Origin of the sequence: Citrobacter sp. HN-141 (genome assembly GCF_033341895.1) — a bacterium.
Classification (GTDB): domain Bacteria; phylum Pseudomonadota; class Gammaproteobacteria; order Enterobacterales; family Enterobacteriaceae; genus Citrobacter.
Genome location: NZ_JAWPBF010000018.1, coordinates 68,720 through 84,267, shown reverse-complemented (window position 1 = coordinate 84,267; position 15,548 = coordinate 68,720). Strand labels below are relative to the sequence as shown.

Annotated in this window: 12 protein-coding genes; 11 read left to right on the top strand and 1 reads right to left on the bottom strand. The window is 50.2% G+C overall.

Features of this window, described 5'->3' with window-relative positions; genetic code table 11:
* Nucleotides 1-87: 87 nt before the first annotated feature.
* The 4 genes from araG (at nucleotide 88) to otsA (ending at nucleotide 4,978) form a co-directional block, all read left to right on the top strand.
* Nucleotides 88-1,602: an L-arabinose ABC transporter ATP-binding protein AraG gene (araG, locus tag RYZ59_RS19910; protein WP_318050266.1), complete on the top strand. Its 1,515-nt coding sequence runs from the start codon at nucleotides 88-90 to the stop codon at nucleotides 1,600-1,602.
* Between the two features lie 14 nt (nucleotides 1,603-1,616).
* Entirely contained in the window at nucleotides 1,617-2,603 is a 987-nt protein-coding gene (gene araH, locus RYZ59_RS19905) for an arabinose ABC transporter permease AraH (RefSeq protein ID WP_048211343.1), read from the top strand.
* A 175-nt stretch (nucleotides 2,604-2,778) separates the two neighbouring features.
* Nucleotides 2,779-3,582 (top strand): trehalose-phosphatase, encoded by an 804-nt coding sequence (otsB, locus tag RYZ59_RS19900; RefSeq protein ID WP_318050267.1) that lies wholly within the window; start codon nucleotides 2,779-2,781, stop codon nucleotides 3,580-3,582.
* Nucleotides 3,557-4,978: an alpha,alpha-trehalose-phosphate synthase gene (otsA, locus tag RYZ59_RS19895; RefSeq protein WP_318050268.1), complete on the top strand. Its 1,422-nt coding sequence runs from the start codon at nucleotides 3,557-3,559 to the stop codon at nucleotides 4,976-4,978. Before otsB ends, otsA begins: the two co-directional genes overlap by 26 nt.
* On the opposite strand, the gene uspC is transcribed toward otsA, so the two are convergent.
* Entirely contained in the window at nucleotides 4,979-5,407 is a 429-nt protein-coding gene (gene uspC / locus RYZ59_RS19890; protein ID WP_137381549.1) for a universal stress protein UspC, read from the bottom strand.
* Between the two features lie 794 nt (nucleotides 5,408-6,201).
* Here uspC and flhD point away from each other — a divergent pair.
* From flhD to RYZ59_RS19855, 7 genes are all read left to right on the top strand, one after another.
* Nucleotides 6,202-6,543 (top strand): flagellar transcriptional regulator FlhD, encoded by a 342-nt coding sequence (gene flhD / locus RYZ59_RS19885; RefSeq protein WP_040232414.1) that lies wholly within the window; start codon nucleotides 6,202-6,204, stop codon nucleotides 6,541-6,543.
* Nucleotides 6,544-6,545: 2 nt separating this feature from the next.
* Nucleotides 6,546-7,124 (top strand): flagellar transcriptional regulator FlhC, encoded by a 579-nt coding sequence (gene flhC, locus RYZ59_RS19880; RefSeq protein ID WP_005127694.1) that lies wholly within the window; start codon nucleotides 6,546-6,548, stop codon nucleotides 7,122-7,124.
* Between the two features lie 124 nt (nucleotides 7,125-7,248).
* Nucleotides 7,249-8,136: a flagellar motor stator protein MotA gene (gene motA, locus RYZ59_RS19875; protein WP_032939611.1), complete on the top strand. Its 888-nt coding sequence runs from the start codon at nucleotides 7,249-7,251 to the stop codon at nucleotides 8,134-8,136.
* A complete protein-coding gene (gene motB, locus RYZ59_RS19870) occupies nucleotides 8,133-9,062 on the top strand; it encodes a flagellar motor protein MotB (RefSeq protein ID WP_005127690.1) in 930 nt (309 codons plus the stop codon). Before motA ends, motB begins: the two co-directional genes overlap by 4 nt.
* Nucleotides 9,063-9,066: 4 nt before the next feature.
* Entirely contained in the window at nucleotides 9,067-11,112 is a 2,046-nt protein-coding gene (gene cheA, locus RYZ59_RS19865) for a chemotaxis protein CheA (protein WP_202038378.1), read from the top strand.
* A 21-nt stretch (nucleotides 11,113-11,133) separates the two neighbouring features.
* Nucleotides 11,134-11,637 carry a chemotaxis protein CheW gene (gene cheW / locus RYZ59_RS19860; RefSeq protein ID WP_003839146.1) on the top strand — a complete coding sequence of 168 codons (504 nt, stop codon included), beginning with the start codon at nucleotides 11,134-11,136 and terminating at the stop codon, nucleotides 11,635-11,637.
* Between the two features lie 352 nt (nucleotides 11,638-11,989).
* The gene (locus RYZ59_RS19855; RefSeq protein WP_318050269.1) at nucleotides 11,990-15,451 is read left to right on the top strand and encodes an autotransporter outer membrane beta-barrel domain-containing protein; all 3,462 of its coding nucleotides are present in this window, start codon (nucleotides 11,990-11,992) and stop codon (nucleotides 15,449-15,451) included.
* Nucleotides 15,452-15,548 lie beyond the last annotated feature (97 nt).

Sequence of the window (15,548 nt, the reverse complement as noted above, 5' to 3'; positions counted from 1 at the left end):
ATCTTATCCGGCCTACAAATAATGCCCTGAGTAGGCCGGATAAGGCTACGCCGCCATCCGGCAACCGTTTAGATCCACGGAGACGTTATGCAACAGTCTACCCCCTATCTCTCATTTCGCGGTATCGGCAAAACCTTCCCTGGCGTAAAAGCGCTAACGGATATTAGTTTCGACTGCTATGCCGGTCAGGTGCATGCACTGATGGGTGAAAATGGCGCCGGGAAATCAACATTATTAAAAATTCTCAGCGGTAACTACGCGCCAACCACGGGATCTATAGCGATCCGCGGACAGGAGGTTTCGTTTGCGGACACCACCACTGCGCTGAATGTCGGTGTCGCCATTATTTACCAGGAATTGCATTTGGTGCCGGAAATGACCGTCGCTGAGAACATTTATTTAGGTCAGCTTCCACATAAGGGTGGGGTTGTGAACCGCTCGTTGTTGAACTACGAGGCGGGGCTGCAGTTAAAGCATCTGGGAATGGATATCGATCCTGATATTCCGTTGAAATATCTCTCCATCGGTCAGTGGCAAATGGTGGAAATTGCTAAGGCGCTGGCGCGTAATGCCAAGATTATCGCTTTTGATGAACCCACCAGCTCTCTTTCTGCCAGGGAGATTGACAATCTGTTTCGCGTAATTCGTGAGCTACGCAATGAGGGCCGCATCATTCTGTACGTTTCGCACCGCATGGAGGAGATTTTCGCCCTCAGCGATGCCATAACGGTGTTTAAGGATGGCCAGTACGTCAAAACGTTTACGGACATGCAGCAGGTTGATCACGACGCACTGGTACAGGCGATGGTGGGGCGTGATCTTGGTGACATCTATGGCTGGAAAGCCAGACCTTATGGCGCGGAGCGTCTGCGTTTGCATGAGGTAAAAGCGCCAGGCGTGCGCACCCCGATCAGCTTATCGGTGCGTAGCGGCGAAATCGTCGGACTGTTCGGCCTGGTGGGTGCCGGACGTAGCGAACTAATGAAAGGTCTGTTCGGCGGAACGCGCATCACACAAGGCCAGGTGTTTATTGACGAACAAGCGATAGATATCCGCAAACCCAGTCACGCCATTGAAGCAGGCATGATGCTGTGTCCGGAGGATCGCAAAGCTGAAGGGATCATCCCGGTCCATTCGGTACGCAACAACATCAATATTAGTGCGCGCCGTAAACATGTCACGGGGGGATGTCTGATCAACAACGGCTGGGAAGAGACCAATGCTGACCATCATATCCGTTCACTCAACATTAAAACGCCGGGTGCAGAGCAACTGATCATGAACCTCTCTGGCGGTAATCAGCAAAAGGCCATTCTGGGGCGTTGGTTATCGGAAGAGATGAAAGTGATTTTGCTGGATGAGCCCACTCGCGGCATTGATGTTGGTGCGAAGCATGAAATTTATAACGTGATTTATGCCCTGGCTGCGCGCGGTGTTGCCGTGCTGTTTGCCTCCAGTGACCTGCCGGAAGTTCTTGGTGTCGCCGACCGCATTGTGGTGATGAGAGAAGGTGAGATCGCAGGTGAATTACTTCATGAACAGGCGGATGAACGCCAGGCGTTGAGCCTTGCTATGCCTAAAGTCAGCCAGGCTGTCGCCTGAATAAGGAGAGTATGATGTCTTCCGTTTCTACATCGGGTTCAGGCGCTGCGAAGTCGGCGCTAAATCTTGGCCGAATTTGGGATCAGTACGGGATGCTGGTGGTGTTTGCCGTGTTGTTCCTGGTTTGCGCTATTTTTGTGCCAAACTTTGCGACTTTCATCAACATGAAGGGGCTGGGACTGGCGGTATCGATGTCGGGTATGGTTGCGTGCGGGATGCTATTTTGCCTGGCATCCGGCGATTTTGACCTCTCGGTAGCGTCCGTTATTGCCTGCGCAGGGGTGACGACGGCAGTGGTCATTAATATGACCGAAAGCCTGTGGATTGGCGTGGCGGCAGGGTTGTTGCTCGGCGTACTGTGCGGTCTGGTGAATGGTTTCGTGATTGCACGCTTAAAAATTAACGCGTTGATCACGACGCTCGCCACCATGCAAATTGTTCGCGGTCTGGCCTACATTATCTCCGACGGTAAAGCGGTGGGTATCGAAGACGAGCGCTTCTTTACGCTTGGCTATGCCAACTGGTTAGGACTGCCGGCGCCGATCTGGTTAACCGTGGGCTGCTTTATTATTTTTGGCCTGCTGTTGAATAAAACCACGTTTGGTCGTAATACGCTGGCGATTGGGGGCAATGAAGAAGCGGCTCGTCTGGCTGGGGTGCCGGTCGTTCGCACTAAGATTATTATCTTCATTCTCTCCGGTCTGGTATCCGCCGTGGCGGGGATTATCCTGGCATCACGTATGACCAGCGGCCAGCCAATGACCTCTATCGGTTATGAGCTGATCGTGATTTCTGCCTGTGTGTTGGGCGGCGTTTCGCTCAAAGGCGGCATCGGAAAAATCTCATATGTCGTCGCAGGGGTGTTAATTCTGGGGACGGTCGAGAACGCGATGAACTTGCTGAATATCTCTCCATTCGCACAGTATGTGGTGCGAGGTTTGATCCTGCTGGCGGCGGTGATCTTCGACCGTTACAAACAAAAAGCTAAGCGTACTGTTTGATGATTTAAATCCCAACTTTTTAGTCTAGCTTCGACATATCGCCAGCCGCTACCCGGCTGGCGATTGTTTTTCTAAATGGCGAGCACGGTCACACTGTCTATACTTATACCCGTCATACATCCTATATACGGCGCGATCCGCGCGGCGTACAGACCATGACGAGGAGGAGAATCGGGTGACAGCATCGCGAACCTTACCCCCTGAGCATCCCACAAACTGTGCTTATTTTTTCGATCTCGACGGAACACTGGCTGAAATAAAACCGCATCCTGACCAGGTTGTTGTTCCACAGACAATTCTGCAGTTATTACATCGCCTGGCCACGCAAAATGCGGGTGCTCTGGCATTGATTTCAGGGCGCTCAATGGCCGAGCTTGACGCACTCACCACCCCTTATCGTTTCCCGCTCGCCGGGGTTCATGGGGCAGAACGCCGTGACATCAATGGTCAAACCCATATTGTGCATCTGCCTGCGGCGGTCGAGCGCGAAGCGGGGGCGTTATTGCATGCGGCGCTGGCGACGTTACCGGGGACCACGCTTGAAACAAAAGGCATGGCTTTCGCTCTGCACTACCGGCAGGCGCCTGAGCATGAGGCCGCGCTGCTGGCGCTGGCTGAACGTATTACCCACATCTGGCCACAATTGGCATTGCAGCCCGGGAAGTGTGTTGTGGAAATCAAATCACAGGACACCAATAAAGGAGACGCAATTGCGGCATTTATGCAGGAAGCGCCATTTGTCGGACGGACCCCTGTTTTTGTTGGTGATGACCTGACCGATGAAACAGGTTTTACCGTGGTCAATCGCGCTGGCGGTATCTCGGTAAAAGTGGGAAGCGGGGAGACTCAGGCGGCATGGCGTCTGGCTGCTGTCAGGGACGTCTGGCATTGGCTGGAACACATCAACTGTCCGCAGCAGGAACAAGACGCAACGAATGACAGGAGAGGTGGCTATGAGTCGTTTAGTCGTAGTATCTAACCGCATTGCCTCACCGGATGACAAAGGCAGCGCTGGCGGTCTTGCGGTAGGTGTGCTGGGCGCACTGAAGGCGGCTGGCGGCCTGTGGTTCGGCTGGAGCGGTGATACTGGTAATGAGGATCAACCGTTAAAAAAGGTTACCCGTGGCAACATCACCTGGGCATCGTTCAATCTGAGTGAACAGGATTACGAAGAGTATTACTGCCAGTTTTCCAATGCCGTGTTATGGCCTGCGTTCCATTATCGACTGGACCTGGTACAGTTTCAGCGTAGTGCCTGGGAAGGCTACCAGCGGGTGAATGCTTTACTGGTTGATAAGCTGCTGCCACTGCTTAGCGATGACGATATCATCTGGGTTCACGATTATCACTTGTTACCCTTTGCCTGCGAGCTACGCAAACGTGGTGTGAATAATCGCATCGGTTTTTTTCTGCATATTCCTTTTCCGACACCCGAAATTTTCAATGCGTTGCCGCCACATCAGGCGTTGCTTGAGCAACTGTGCGACTTTGATTTATTGGGTTTTCAAACAGACAACGATCGCCAGGCCTTTCTTGACTGTCTGACGGCGCAAACTCAGGTAACTACGCCCCGCGAGAAACAGCATCTGGCCTGGGGAAAAGCGTTCCGCACGGAGGTTTATCCTATTGGTATTGCACCTGAGGAGATTGCACGGCAAGCATCAGGACCGCTACCGCCGAAACTGGCGCAGTTAAAAGCAGAACTTAAAAATGTGAAAAATATCTTCTCTGTTGAGCGACTGGATTACTCCAAAGGCCTGCCGGAGCGCTTTCAGGCCTACGAGGCGCTGTTGGAACAGTTTCCTCAGCATCACGGTAAGATTCGTTATACGCAGATAGCACCGACCTCGCGTGAGGAGGTACAGGCTTATCAGGATATTCGTCACCAGTTAGAGACCGAGGCCGGGCGGATCAATGGTAAATACGGGCAACTGGGCTGGACGCCGCTGTACTACCTGAATCAGTATTTTGACCGTAAGTTACTGATGAAGGTCTTCCGTTACTCTGATGTTGGACTGGTGACGCCACTGCGCGATGGCATGAATCTGGTGGCAAAGGAGTTTGTCGCCGCACAGGACCCTGCCAACCCTGGCGTCCTGGTGCTCTCGCAGTTTGCCGGGGCTGCGAATGAGCTGACTTCTGCACTCATCGTAAACCCTTATGATCGGGATGCTGTCGCGGGCGCATTAAACCAGGCTCTGACGATGCCGCTTGCCGAGCGCATTTCCCGTCATGCGGCAATGCTGCAGACTATTGTTAAAAATGATATCAACAACTGGCAGGCGAGATTCATTTGCGATCTGAAGAACGTCGCATCGTGTCATACGGAAAACCTGTCGTCTGACCCGCAAACAGCCTGCAGCAAACTGGCGTGATTAATCGCCGGCAAGTGGCACCAGCAACACATCAACCTGGCTTGCGCTGACCACGCTTTTCGCTGAGCAGGAGGCTCGCGAAAAGAAACTGTGGTTATGGTTGCCATAAATCACCAGATCAACCGCGTGTTTGCGGCATACATCCAGAATGTGTTCGTTCAATGTCCCATAGGTAATAAACGTGTGCGCAATGGGGTACTGCGCTTCTTTGCTTAACTGATCGATAAAGTTATGGGTCTCTTCTTGCATGACTTCCCGCAGATCTTCCAGCATTGGGGCAGCAAACTGGTTATACAGTTCGGGATCTGAAACCAGGGTTATCAGACTAATGCGGGCGTTGACAGGGCGAGCGATGGAAACAGCCTTTGCTAACAGCTGGTGGCTTTCGGGGGTGGCGGCAACAGCGACAAGAATGTGCGCATAGCTCATAACTCGCTCCTTTTGTTCATGAATTATGAGAGAACTCTTCAGTTTTAACCGTATACCACCATACTGCTACGTTTCGTATGGTAATTGTGTGAATGTCATCATGATTATTCATTAATTATTCTTATAAATAGAATAATCACTTCATATAAGCTGTAAATCTGTTCGGATGATTTAAGTTAAACTCATCTCTAATAAAAACAATTTGTTAATAAAAAGTACACATCAATTAACATTTAAACGGTTATCACAGTCCGGTATTAATTAATCAGTCTTAATATTTAAGTCTTTGTTTATAAAGAGTTTAATTGAAATGTCATTTCTTATTAAATCTGTGATCCAGCTCGCTATTTCAGCGCGTGATATTAACGTGCGTAAACAGAATACTATTCGCTTTTATTGCAAGATTATTCGTATGGCTGGAATCGAAAAAGATAACGGCGGTTTAAAAAATAGCCAAAATAAAAGCTGTGCTGATGGATTTATGTTAAGTGTTTAGCTTGATTATGTGATCTGCGTCACATATTCTTTAAATTCGCAGCATGGCTACGTTGTATGTGTAACGGGTGGCGGGTAGAGTTGCGTCGAATTAGGAAAAATCTTAGACATTTGTAAGAAATGATGTGAGCTTGTAAGGGACGCGGCATTCTAAGAAAGGAATGTTTAGACAACGCGTAAGCACCATCACGTTGCTATGTATTTGACCTTTTGCTTTTTTTTTACCGGGCCTTCCCGGCGACATCACGGGGTGCGGTTCTGCCGCATGAAAATAATGTTGGTTATTATGGATGCAAATAATGCATACATCCGAGTTGCTGAAACACATTTATGACATCAATTTGTCGTATTTATTGCTAGCACAGCGTTTGATCGTTCAGGACAAAGCGTCTGCAATGTTCCGCTTGGGTATCAGCGAGGAAATGGCGGATACATTGGCAACATTAACACTTCCTCAAATGGTCAAATTGGCTGAAACCAATCAACTGGTATGCCATTTCCGTTTCGACGATCATCAGACTGTAACGCGTTTGACGCAAGATTCCCGCGTTGACGATCTTCAGCAAATTCATACCGGTATTATGCTTTCAACACGCCTGCTTAACGACATCGATGACGCAGCGCGTAAGAAAAGGGCTTGATGATGAGCGAAAAAAGCATTGTTCAGGAAGCGCGTGATATCCAGTTAGCGATGGAATTAATCACATTGGGCGCCCGTTTGCAAATGCTGGAAAGCGAAACGCAATTAAGCCGTGGCCGACTCATCAAGCTGTACAAAGAATTACGCGGTAGTCCTCCGCCAAAAGGGATGCTTCCGTTTTCCACCGACTGGTTTATGACGTGGGAACAAAATATTCATGCATCGATGTTTTGTAATGCATGGCAATTTCTGCTTAAAACCGGTTTGTGCAGCGGCGTGGATGCCGTGATTAAAGCGTATCGGTTATACCTTGAGCAGTGCCCGCAGCCAGAAGAAGGGCCATTGTTGGCGCTTACTCGTGCGTGGACCTTGGTCCGTTTTGTTGACAGTGGTTTGCTTGAATTGTCCGCCTGTAACTGCTGCGGCGGAAATTTTATTACCCACGCGCACCAACCCGCAGGCAGCTTTGCCTGCAGTTTATGTCAGCCGCCATCGCGAGCCGTAAAAAGACGTAAACTTTCCCAGAATGCTGCCGATATTATTCCACAACTGCTGGATGAACAGATCGAACAGGCTGTTTAACTGAAACGGTGTGGATAAACACTCCAGCAGCGGTAAGCGATTACCGCTGCTTTTTTTTGTCCTGACCGTGAGTTAACTGCCCGACTGCGCATCCTGTCATAGTCAATTGCGAAAGGATGATGTCGTGCTTATCTTATTAGGTTACCTGGTTGTTATTGGTACAGTTTTCGGCGGTTACATGATGACCGGCGGACACCTTGGGGCACTCTATCAACCGGCTGAGCTGGTGATTATCGGTGGCGCGGGTATTGGGGCATTCATCGTCGGCAATAACGGGAAAGCCATCAAAGGGACGATGAAAGCGATCCCGATGCTTTTTCGTCGTTCAAAATACACCAAAGCGATGTATATGGATCTGCTGGCGCTGCTGTATCGCCTGATGGCCAAGTCACGTCAGCAGGGCATGTTCTCGCTGGAACGCGATATCGAAAATCCAAAAGAGAGTGAAATTTTCGCCAGCTATCCGCGTATTCTTGCGGATGCGGTGATGCTTGATTTTATTGTCGATTATCTGCGTCTGATTATCAGCGGCAACATGAATACGTTTGAAATTGAAGCGCTGATGGACGAAGAGATTGAGACGCATGAAAGTGAGGCCGAAGTTCCGGCTAACAGCCTTGCGATGGTCGGTGATTCATTACCGGCGTTCGGCATTGTGGCGGCGGTCATGGGGGTTGTCCATGCGCTGGCTTCTGCCGATCGTCCGGCGGCTGAGCTGGGTTCGCTGATTGCGCATGCGATGGTAGGGACATTCCTCGGTATTTTACTGGCCTATGGATTTATTTCCCCACTCGCCAGCGTCCTGCGACAGAAAAGCGCTGAAACAACCAAGATGATGCAGTGCGTGAAGATAACTCTGCTCTCCAATCTGAATGGCTACGCGCCACCGATTGCGGTCGAGTTTGGTCGTAAGACGCTGTATTCCAGCGAGCGTCCTTCGTTTATCGAACTGGAAGAGCATGTTCGTGCGGTGAGGAATCCAGCAGCGCAGCAGACGACCGAGGACGCATGAAAAATCAGGCCCATCCCATTATCGTCGTAAAGCGACGCAAACATAAAAATCACGGTGGTGGGGCGCATGGTTCGTGGAAAATTGCCTACGCCGATTTTATGACCGCGATGATGGCCTTCTTTCTGGTGATGTGGCTTATTTCCATCTCCAGCCCTAAAGAACTGATTCAAATTGCCGAATATTTCCGTACTCCGCTGGCCACTGCGGTGACGGGCGGAAATCGGATCTCGAACAGCCAAAGCCCAATTCCTGGTGGGGGTGATGATTACACCCAGCAGCAGGGGGAAGTGAACAAGCAGCCCAACATAGATGATCTGAGAAAGCGTATGGAGCAAAGCCGCCTGAGCAAACTTCGCGGCGATCTCGATCAACTGATTGAATCCGATCCTAAGCTGCGTGCACTACGCCCACATCTGAAAATTGATTTGGTCCAGGAAGGGCTGCGGATACAGATTATCGACAGTCAGAACCGCCCGATGTTTAAAACCGGAAGCGCAGAGGTTGAACCTTACATGCGTGATATTTTGCGGGCGATTGCGCCGGTGCTGAACGGGATCCCAAACCGTATCAGTCTTTCTGGTCACACGGATGATTATCCCTATGCCAACGGCGAGAAGGGATATAGCAACTGGGAACTGTCTGCCGACCGCGCCAATGCATCGCGTCGCGAGCTGGTCAGCGGCGGACTGGATGATGGAAAAGTATTACGGGTGGTAGGTATGGCCGCCACGATGCGTCTGAGCGATCGCGGTCCCGAGGACGCCATCAACCGCCGTATAAGCCTGCTGGTTCTGAATAAGCAGGCCGAAGAGGCCATTTTGCATGAAAACGCTGAAAGCCAGAATGAGCCGGTAAGTGTCTTACAACAGCCGGTGGCGCTGCCGCCGGCAAGCGTTCCCACATCGCCACCAGCCAATCCGAGGTGATAGCGTGAGCATGGATATTAGCGATTTTTATCAGACATTTTTTGATGAAGCTGACGAACTGTTGGCTGACATGGAGCAACACCTGCTGGATTTGGTGCCTGAAGCCCCGGACTCCGAACAGCTGAATGCCATTTTTCGTGCAGCGCACTCGATTAAAGGCGGGGCGGGCACTTTCGGCTTTACCATTTTGCAGGAAACGACCCATCTGATGGAAAACCTGCTGGATGAAGCGCGGCGTGGCGAGATGCAGCTCAATGCCGACATTATCAACCTGTTTTTGGAAACGAAAGATATTATGCAGGAACAGCTCGACGCCTATAAAAACTCAGAGGAGCCGGATGCCGCCAGCTTTGAGTACATTTGTAATGCGTTACGACAGTTAGCGCTCGAAGCAAAAGGTGAAACCGCGCCCGCGGTGGTCAATAGCGCCAAACTGAGCGTTGTTGATAGCACGGCGATACCAGACGAGGTGGTTGCACAAGCCGCCCCTGTCGCTGAAGAGATCAAAAAGCGCATCATTCTCTCGCGTCTGAAAGCCAGTGAAGTCGATTTACTGGAAGAGGAACTGGGGAATCTGGCGACCTTAAGCGATGTGGTTAAAGGTGCCGATACGCTGTCGGCAACGATCGACGGTAGCCTCGCTGAAGATGACATTATTGCTGTGCTCTGTTTCGTCATTGAAGCGGATCAGATTGAGTTCGAAACCATCACTGCCGCGCCGACTGCTGCAGAAACGCCAGCCGTCGCAGATGTTGTCGAACCACAGCCGCTGCCGGTTGCTGCACCTGCGCCGGTGGCCAAAGCGACCGCCAACGAAGCGCCGCATGGACGAGCAGAGCGTGAGAAACCTGCCCGTGCCAGCGAATCAACCAGTATCCGCGTGGCGGTTGAGAAGGTCGATCAGCTGATTAACCTGGTGGGTGAACTGGTCATCACACAGTCAATGCTGGCTCAGCGTTCGAACGAACTGGATCCGGTAAATCATGGCGATCTCATCACCAGCATGGGGCAGTTACAACGTAACGCCCGCGATCTGCAGGAATCGGTGATGTCGATTCGTATGATGCCGATGGAATATGTTTTTAGCCGCTTCCCGCGTCTGGTGCGCGATCTGGCGGGTAAATTGGGTAAACAGGTTGAACTAACCCAGGTCGGTAGCTCCACCGAACTGGATAAGAGCCTGATCGAACGCATTATCGATCCGTTGACGCACCTGGTGCGTAACAGCCTCGATCACGGTATTGAATTGCCGGAAAAACGCATCGAATCCGGGAAAAGTCCAATTGGTAATCTGACACTTTCTGCCGAACACCAGGGCGGGAATATTTGTATCGAAGTGACCGACGATGGCGCGGGTCTGAACCGCGAGCGTATCCTGGCGAAGGCTATTTCCCAGGGGATGCCAATCCACGAAAACATGAGCGATGACGAAGTCGGCATGCTGATCTTCGCCCCGGGATTCTCGACCGCCGAGCAGGTGACGGATGTTTCCGGGCGTGGTGTCGGTATGGACGTGGTGAAGCGAAATATCCAGGAGATGGGCGGGCACGTTGAGATCCAGTCGAAACAGGGCCAGGGCACAACCATCCGTATCTTGCTGCCGCTGACGCTGGCTATCCTTGATGGCATGTCCGTTCGTGTAGCCGATGAAGTGTTTATTCTGCCGTTGAATGCGGTGATGGAATCTCTGCAACCTCGGGAAGAAGATCTCCATCCGCTGGCCGGGGGAGAGCGCGTTCTGGAAGTGCGTGGTGAGTATTTACCGTTGGTTGAGTTGTGGAAAGTCTTTGAAGTTGAAGGTGCAAAAACCGAAGCAACTCAGGGTATTGTCGTGATTTTACAAAGTGCAGGGCGTCGCTACGCGTTGCTGGTCGATCAGTTAATTGGTCAACATCAGGTGGTGGTAAAAAACCTGGAAAGCAACTACCGCAAAGTGCCAGGCATTTCCGCAGCAACGATCCTCGGCGACGGTAGCGTCGCGCTGATTGTCGATGTCTCTGCATTGCAGGGGTTAAACCGCGAACAACGTGTGGCAATCACAGCCGCCTGATTGAGTAAGAAAGGGAAGAATATGACCGGTATGAGTAATGTAACTAAACTGGCCGGCGAACCGTCAGGTCAGGAATTCCTCGTGTTTACGCTGGGGGATGAAGAGTACGGTATCGATATCCTGAAAGTGCAGGAAATCCGCGGCTACGATCAAGTTACGCGTATTGCCAATACGCCAGCCTTTATTAAAGGTGTGACTAACCTGCGCGGCGTGATTGTGCCGATTGTTGATCTGCGGGTGAAATTTAGCCAGAGCGATGTGGATTACAACGAAAACACCGTGGTGATTGTGCTGAATCTGGGTCAACGGGTGGTTGGGATTGTGGTGGATGGCGTATCTGACGTGCTGTCGCTGACGACCGATCAAATCCGACCGGCACCGGAATTCGCGGTTACGCTGTCAACGGAATATCTGACGGGACTGGGCGCGTTGGGAGACCGGATGCTGATTCTGGTTAATATTGAGAAATTGCTGAACAGCGAAGAGATGGCGCTGTTGGATATCGCGGCTTCGCATATGGCATAAAAGTAGTCAATATTATCATTCTTTGTAATATTTAGCTGGCAGTTATTAAACGCCCTCCACAATATGGAGGGCGTTTTGCTTTTAATTTTGCGCGTAGGGAAGTTAAGTAATAATAGCTGTTTGATTTCAATTTTGAATGTTTATTGTTATTTCATTCACTTAGTTTATTTATATTTTTTTCTTTAATTAAAATCAGCGAATCTTTATAGTATCCGTCGCATGCTGGCACATATAATATAATCCATCTGTGCAATATATAGATAATTTATTTTTTGAAGTAAATTATATTGCTCATGAATATATAATGAAATTGTGCCTCCTGATTTTTCTATTGGCGTAGAGGGAACTAAATATGAATGCTATATATAATATAGTCTGGAGTGCGGCGCGTAATATGTTTGTAGTTGCTGGTGAGTTTTCCCGCGGTAATAATGGAATGCGTAATAGCATCAAGGTAACAGGCCTCGCAACATTAATCTGTACTGCTGCTGTCAATGCTGCAGAGTTAGGCCCACAAAATGGTGCATCGATCATTCTGAATGATAATGATGTCGTTACGGCTAGCGGACAAACAAATACCACGGGTGTTGAGAGCATCACTACCGGCGGTGATGGCTTACAGATTCAAGGAAAAGCAATTATCAACGTATCTGGTGAAACCCAGTCTACCGGTGTTTCACTGGATAATGGCACCCAAAATGATTTAGGCACGAATACCGAAATCCATGTCACCGATACGGATGGCACACAAAATTCAAGTAAAAATACCAGCGGGATTTTGATTTCAGGTAATAACTCGGGTACAGAAGTAACAGCATCCGGTATTAATATTGATGTTTCGGGTAAAAATAATGTTTATGGGTTTAGAAATACAGGCAAAGACAGTAACGTCGATCTGGGTAGTGGAAGCTCTATTACAGCCATAACTGAAACGGATTATAGTATTGGTGGGATAGGTGATGCCCGCGGTGTCTATTTATTAGACGGGAGTGGTACTTTCACCATGGATAATGGTTCTATCCATGCTACGAGTAAAGACAACATCGCGTGGGGGATTCAAAGTACGGGTAATGCCAAAATTGATTTAGGTAAAAACAGCCAGGTGGTTGCAGAGGGCAATAATATTACAACCGGTATTGAGATAGGTACTGATGGCGTATTGGATGCCGACCAACTCACTGTCACGGCAACAGGACTGGCAACAGATTATGGTTCTGTGACAGGTTTGAAGCTGGGTAAAAATAATCATGTTGATTTGGGCGATAACAGCAGCGTAACCATCAATGGTACCTCCGATCTTGCCGAAGGCATCTCCGTTACGGGGCCTGATGCTACTTTCATCGCCAATAATATGGATATTAATATCAGTACGACTCTGGACTGCCGCACAGGAGGGTGTACCACGCGTGGCATCGCTATTAATGGGACCGGATCACGCATTGATTTGGGCAGCGGATCGACCATCTCAATCACCGGGTTCTATGATGGGGCTGGAATAACAATAAACCCCGCGGCAAAAGGTTCTGAATTTGTTGCAGATAATCTGACGATTGATGTGACTGGACCGCAGGTAAATGCAATATCAATGAGCACGGGTTTTATGGATTTAGGCCAAAACAGTGTCATAAGCGCAGCCGGAAAGGCGACGACCCTCTGGGTGATGGGGGGCGAATTCCACGCGGATGCGCTTACCGTCAATACCGCTCAGTCTGTGGGCATCATTGCGCAGGGGGGCGATGTGATGATTGGCGCAGGCAGCGTTGTTGACGGCAGAAGTTCTGCCATGTCGGGCGCTGCGACCAGCGGTATCGCTGCGACCTCCGGGAGTACTCTTGATTTTAAAGGGGATGCCGACAATCGAAATGTTATTTACGCGATCGATGGTTACGGCGTGTCATCCCAGTATTACGGTGCAACGGTTAATATCGCGAATACCGATATTATCATGAGTGGGCAGAATAACTCTTACGGGCTTTGGGCGATAGGAAGTAATGATTTAAGCCGTCCGGGAATAATTAATGGTGAAAACTTGACCATTGATGTGACAGCGAGTGGGGCAAATGGTTATGGGGCGGTGGTTCAGCAGGGCGGGGCAATATCGCTGACCGGTGACACCACCATTAAAACCCAGGATGGCGTCGCTATTTTTGTTCCGCTTGTTACCGACAGTGCGGGAAATCTCTTACCCGGCGGCACCGTGACCGGTTCAGGTGTAATGGATATTACGGGCGATATCATTAGCGCGGGTGAAGGCAGTATTTCACTGGATATGGTGTCTGGTTCGCAGTTTGTGGGGGCGACGTTTGTTAACACCGATCCGACGGTAGACTCCTCGCTGAATCTCTCACTGGCTGAACAGACGCAATGGACAATTACCGGTGATTCTTCTTTAACTCAATTAAATAATGCCGGAGATATTGTATTTGATACGCCTTCACAGAACGGACAATTCAAAACGCTGACGATTAATGGGAATTATCACGGTGGTGACGGTGATCTTTATCTGAACACGCAGTTAGGGGATGACAATTCACCGACGGATAAAGTGATTATCACTGGTGATACTTCCGGTAGTACGACGCTCTATGTCAATAACATCGGCGGGGAAGGGGCGTTAACTACAAAAGGTATTGAAGTGATTGATGTCGGCGGTCAGTCTGATGGCGTTTTTACTCAGGGTAATCAGGTGCAGACAGGTTTGTATGAATACCGATTGTATGAAGACGGTGGTGACTGGTATTTGCGTTCGCAGGCTGTCACGCCGGTAGATCCTGATGACGGCGACGATGTTACGCCGGTAGACCCGGACGATGGTGGTGATGTTACGCCGGTAGATCCGGATGACGGCGGTGATGTTACGCCGGTAGATCCGCAGTACCGGGCAGATATTGGCGCTTATCTGGGCAACCAGTGGATGGCGCGTAATCTGCAAATGCAGACCCTTTATGACCGCGAAGGGAGTCAATTACGTACCGATGACGGCAGTATGTGGATGCGCTTTAAAGCAGGTGAAGCGTCGTCAACCGCTGCAGACGGTCATGTGGATATTGACAACAACTATTCTCAGCTCCAGATCGGTGGCGATATACTGAGCTGGGATGATAGCGTGCAGAGCCTGAAAGCAGGGCTGATGGTGAGTTATATCAACGCCGATACGGACAGCACCGGTAACCGAGGGGCGGATGGGAGCCAGTTCTCTGCCAGTGGTAACGTAGCCGGTTACAATCTTGGGGCTTATGCCACCTGGTTTGCGGATGCGAAGGACCATAGCGGACTGTATGTGGATAGCTGGTACCAGTATGGGCTGTACAATAACAGCGTCGATAACGGTGATGTCGGGTCAACGGATTATGATTCAACGGCCAGCGCGGTCTCTGTGGAAACGGGTTATCGATACGACATCGGACTTGAGAACCTGAATACTGTCAGCCTGACGCCGCAGGCTCAGGTGACATGGCAGCAATATAAAGCGGACGCGGTTGTGCAGAATGGAACGCGTATTGACGGACAAAACGGTGACAGTTGGACCACGCGCCTCGGACTGCGGGTAGATGGCAAGCTGCACAAGAATACCACGTCGGTGATCCAGCCGTTTGCGGAGGTGAACTGGTTACACACCAGTGATGATGTTGCCGTAGCATTTGATGGTGCTGAGGTGAAGCAGGATCTTCCGGCAGATCGCGCCGAAGTGAAAGTGGGTATCCAGACGAATCTGAATAGCCAGTGGAGTATCACTGGACAAGTGGCGGGTCAAAAAGGACGTAATGACTATGGCGATCTCAGCGGTAGTTTGCTCGTACGCTACAGCTGGTAATTGATGTAAATTATCATCCAGCTGTTGTTGAAATACCCCAGTCTATGGCTGGGGTAATCTTTGTTGATGTGCTGCTCTTGTTTACTTAGCTCGCTCT

What these genes read in the sequence shown, in the direction of transcription:
- araG (WP_318050266.1), top strand. Translation starts at nt 88, where the DNA reads ATGCAACAGTCTACCCCCTATCTCTCATTTCGCGGTATCGGCAAAACC.
- araH (WP_048211343.1), top strand. Translation starts at nt 1,617, where the DNA reads ATGTCTTCCGTTTCTACATCGGGTTCAGGCGCTGCGAAGTCGGCGCTA.
- otsA (WP_318050268.1), top strand. Translation starts at nt 3,557, where the DNA reads ATGAGTCGTTTAGTCGTAGTATCTAACCGCATTGCCTCACCGGATGAC.
- uspC (WP_137381549.1), bottom strand. Translation starts at nt 5,407, where the DNA reads ATGAGCTATGCGCACATTCTTGTCGCTGTTGCCGCCACCCCCGAAAGC.
- flhD (WP_040232414.1), top strand. Translation starts at nt 6,202, where the DNA reads ATGCATACATCCGAGTTGCTGAAACACATTTATGACATCAATTTGTCG.
- flhC (WP_005127694.1), top strand. Translation starts at nt 6,546, where the DNA reads ATGAGCGAAAAAAGCATTGTTCAGGAAGCGCGTGATATCCAGTTAGCG.
- motB (WP_005127690.1), top strand. Translation starts at nt 8,133, where the DNA reads ATGAAAAATCAGGCCCATCCCATTATCGTCGTAAAGCGACGCAAACAT.
- cheW (WP_003839146.1), top strand. Translation starts at nt 11,134, where the DNA reads ATGACCGGTATGAGTAATGTAACTAAACTGGCCGGCGAACCGTCAGGT.
- RYZ59_RS19855 (WP_318050269.1), top strand. Translation starts at nt 11,990, where the DNA reads ATGAATGCTATATATAATATAGTCTGGAGTGCGGCGCGTAATATGTTT.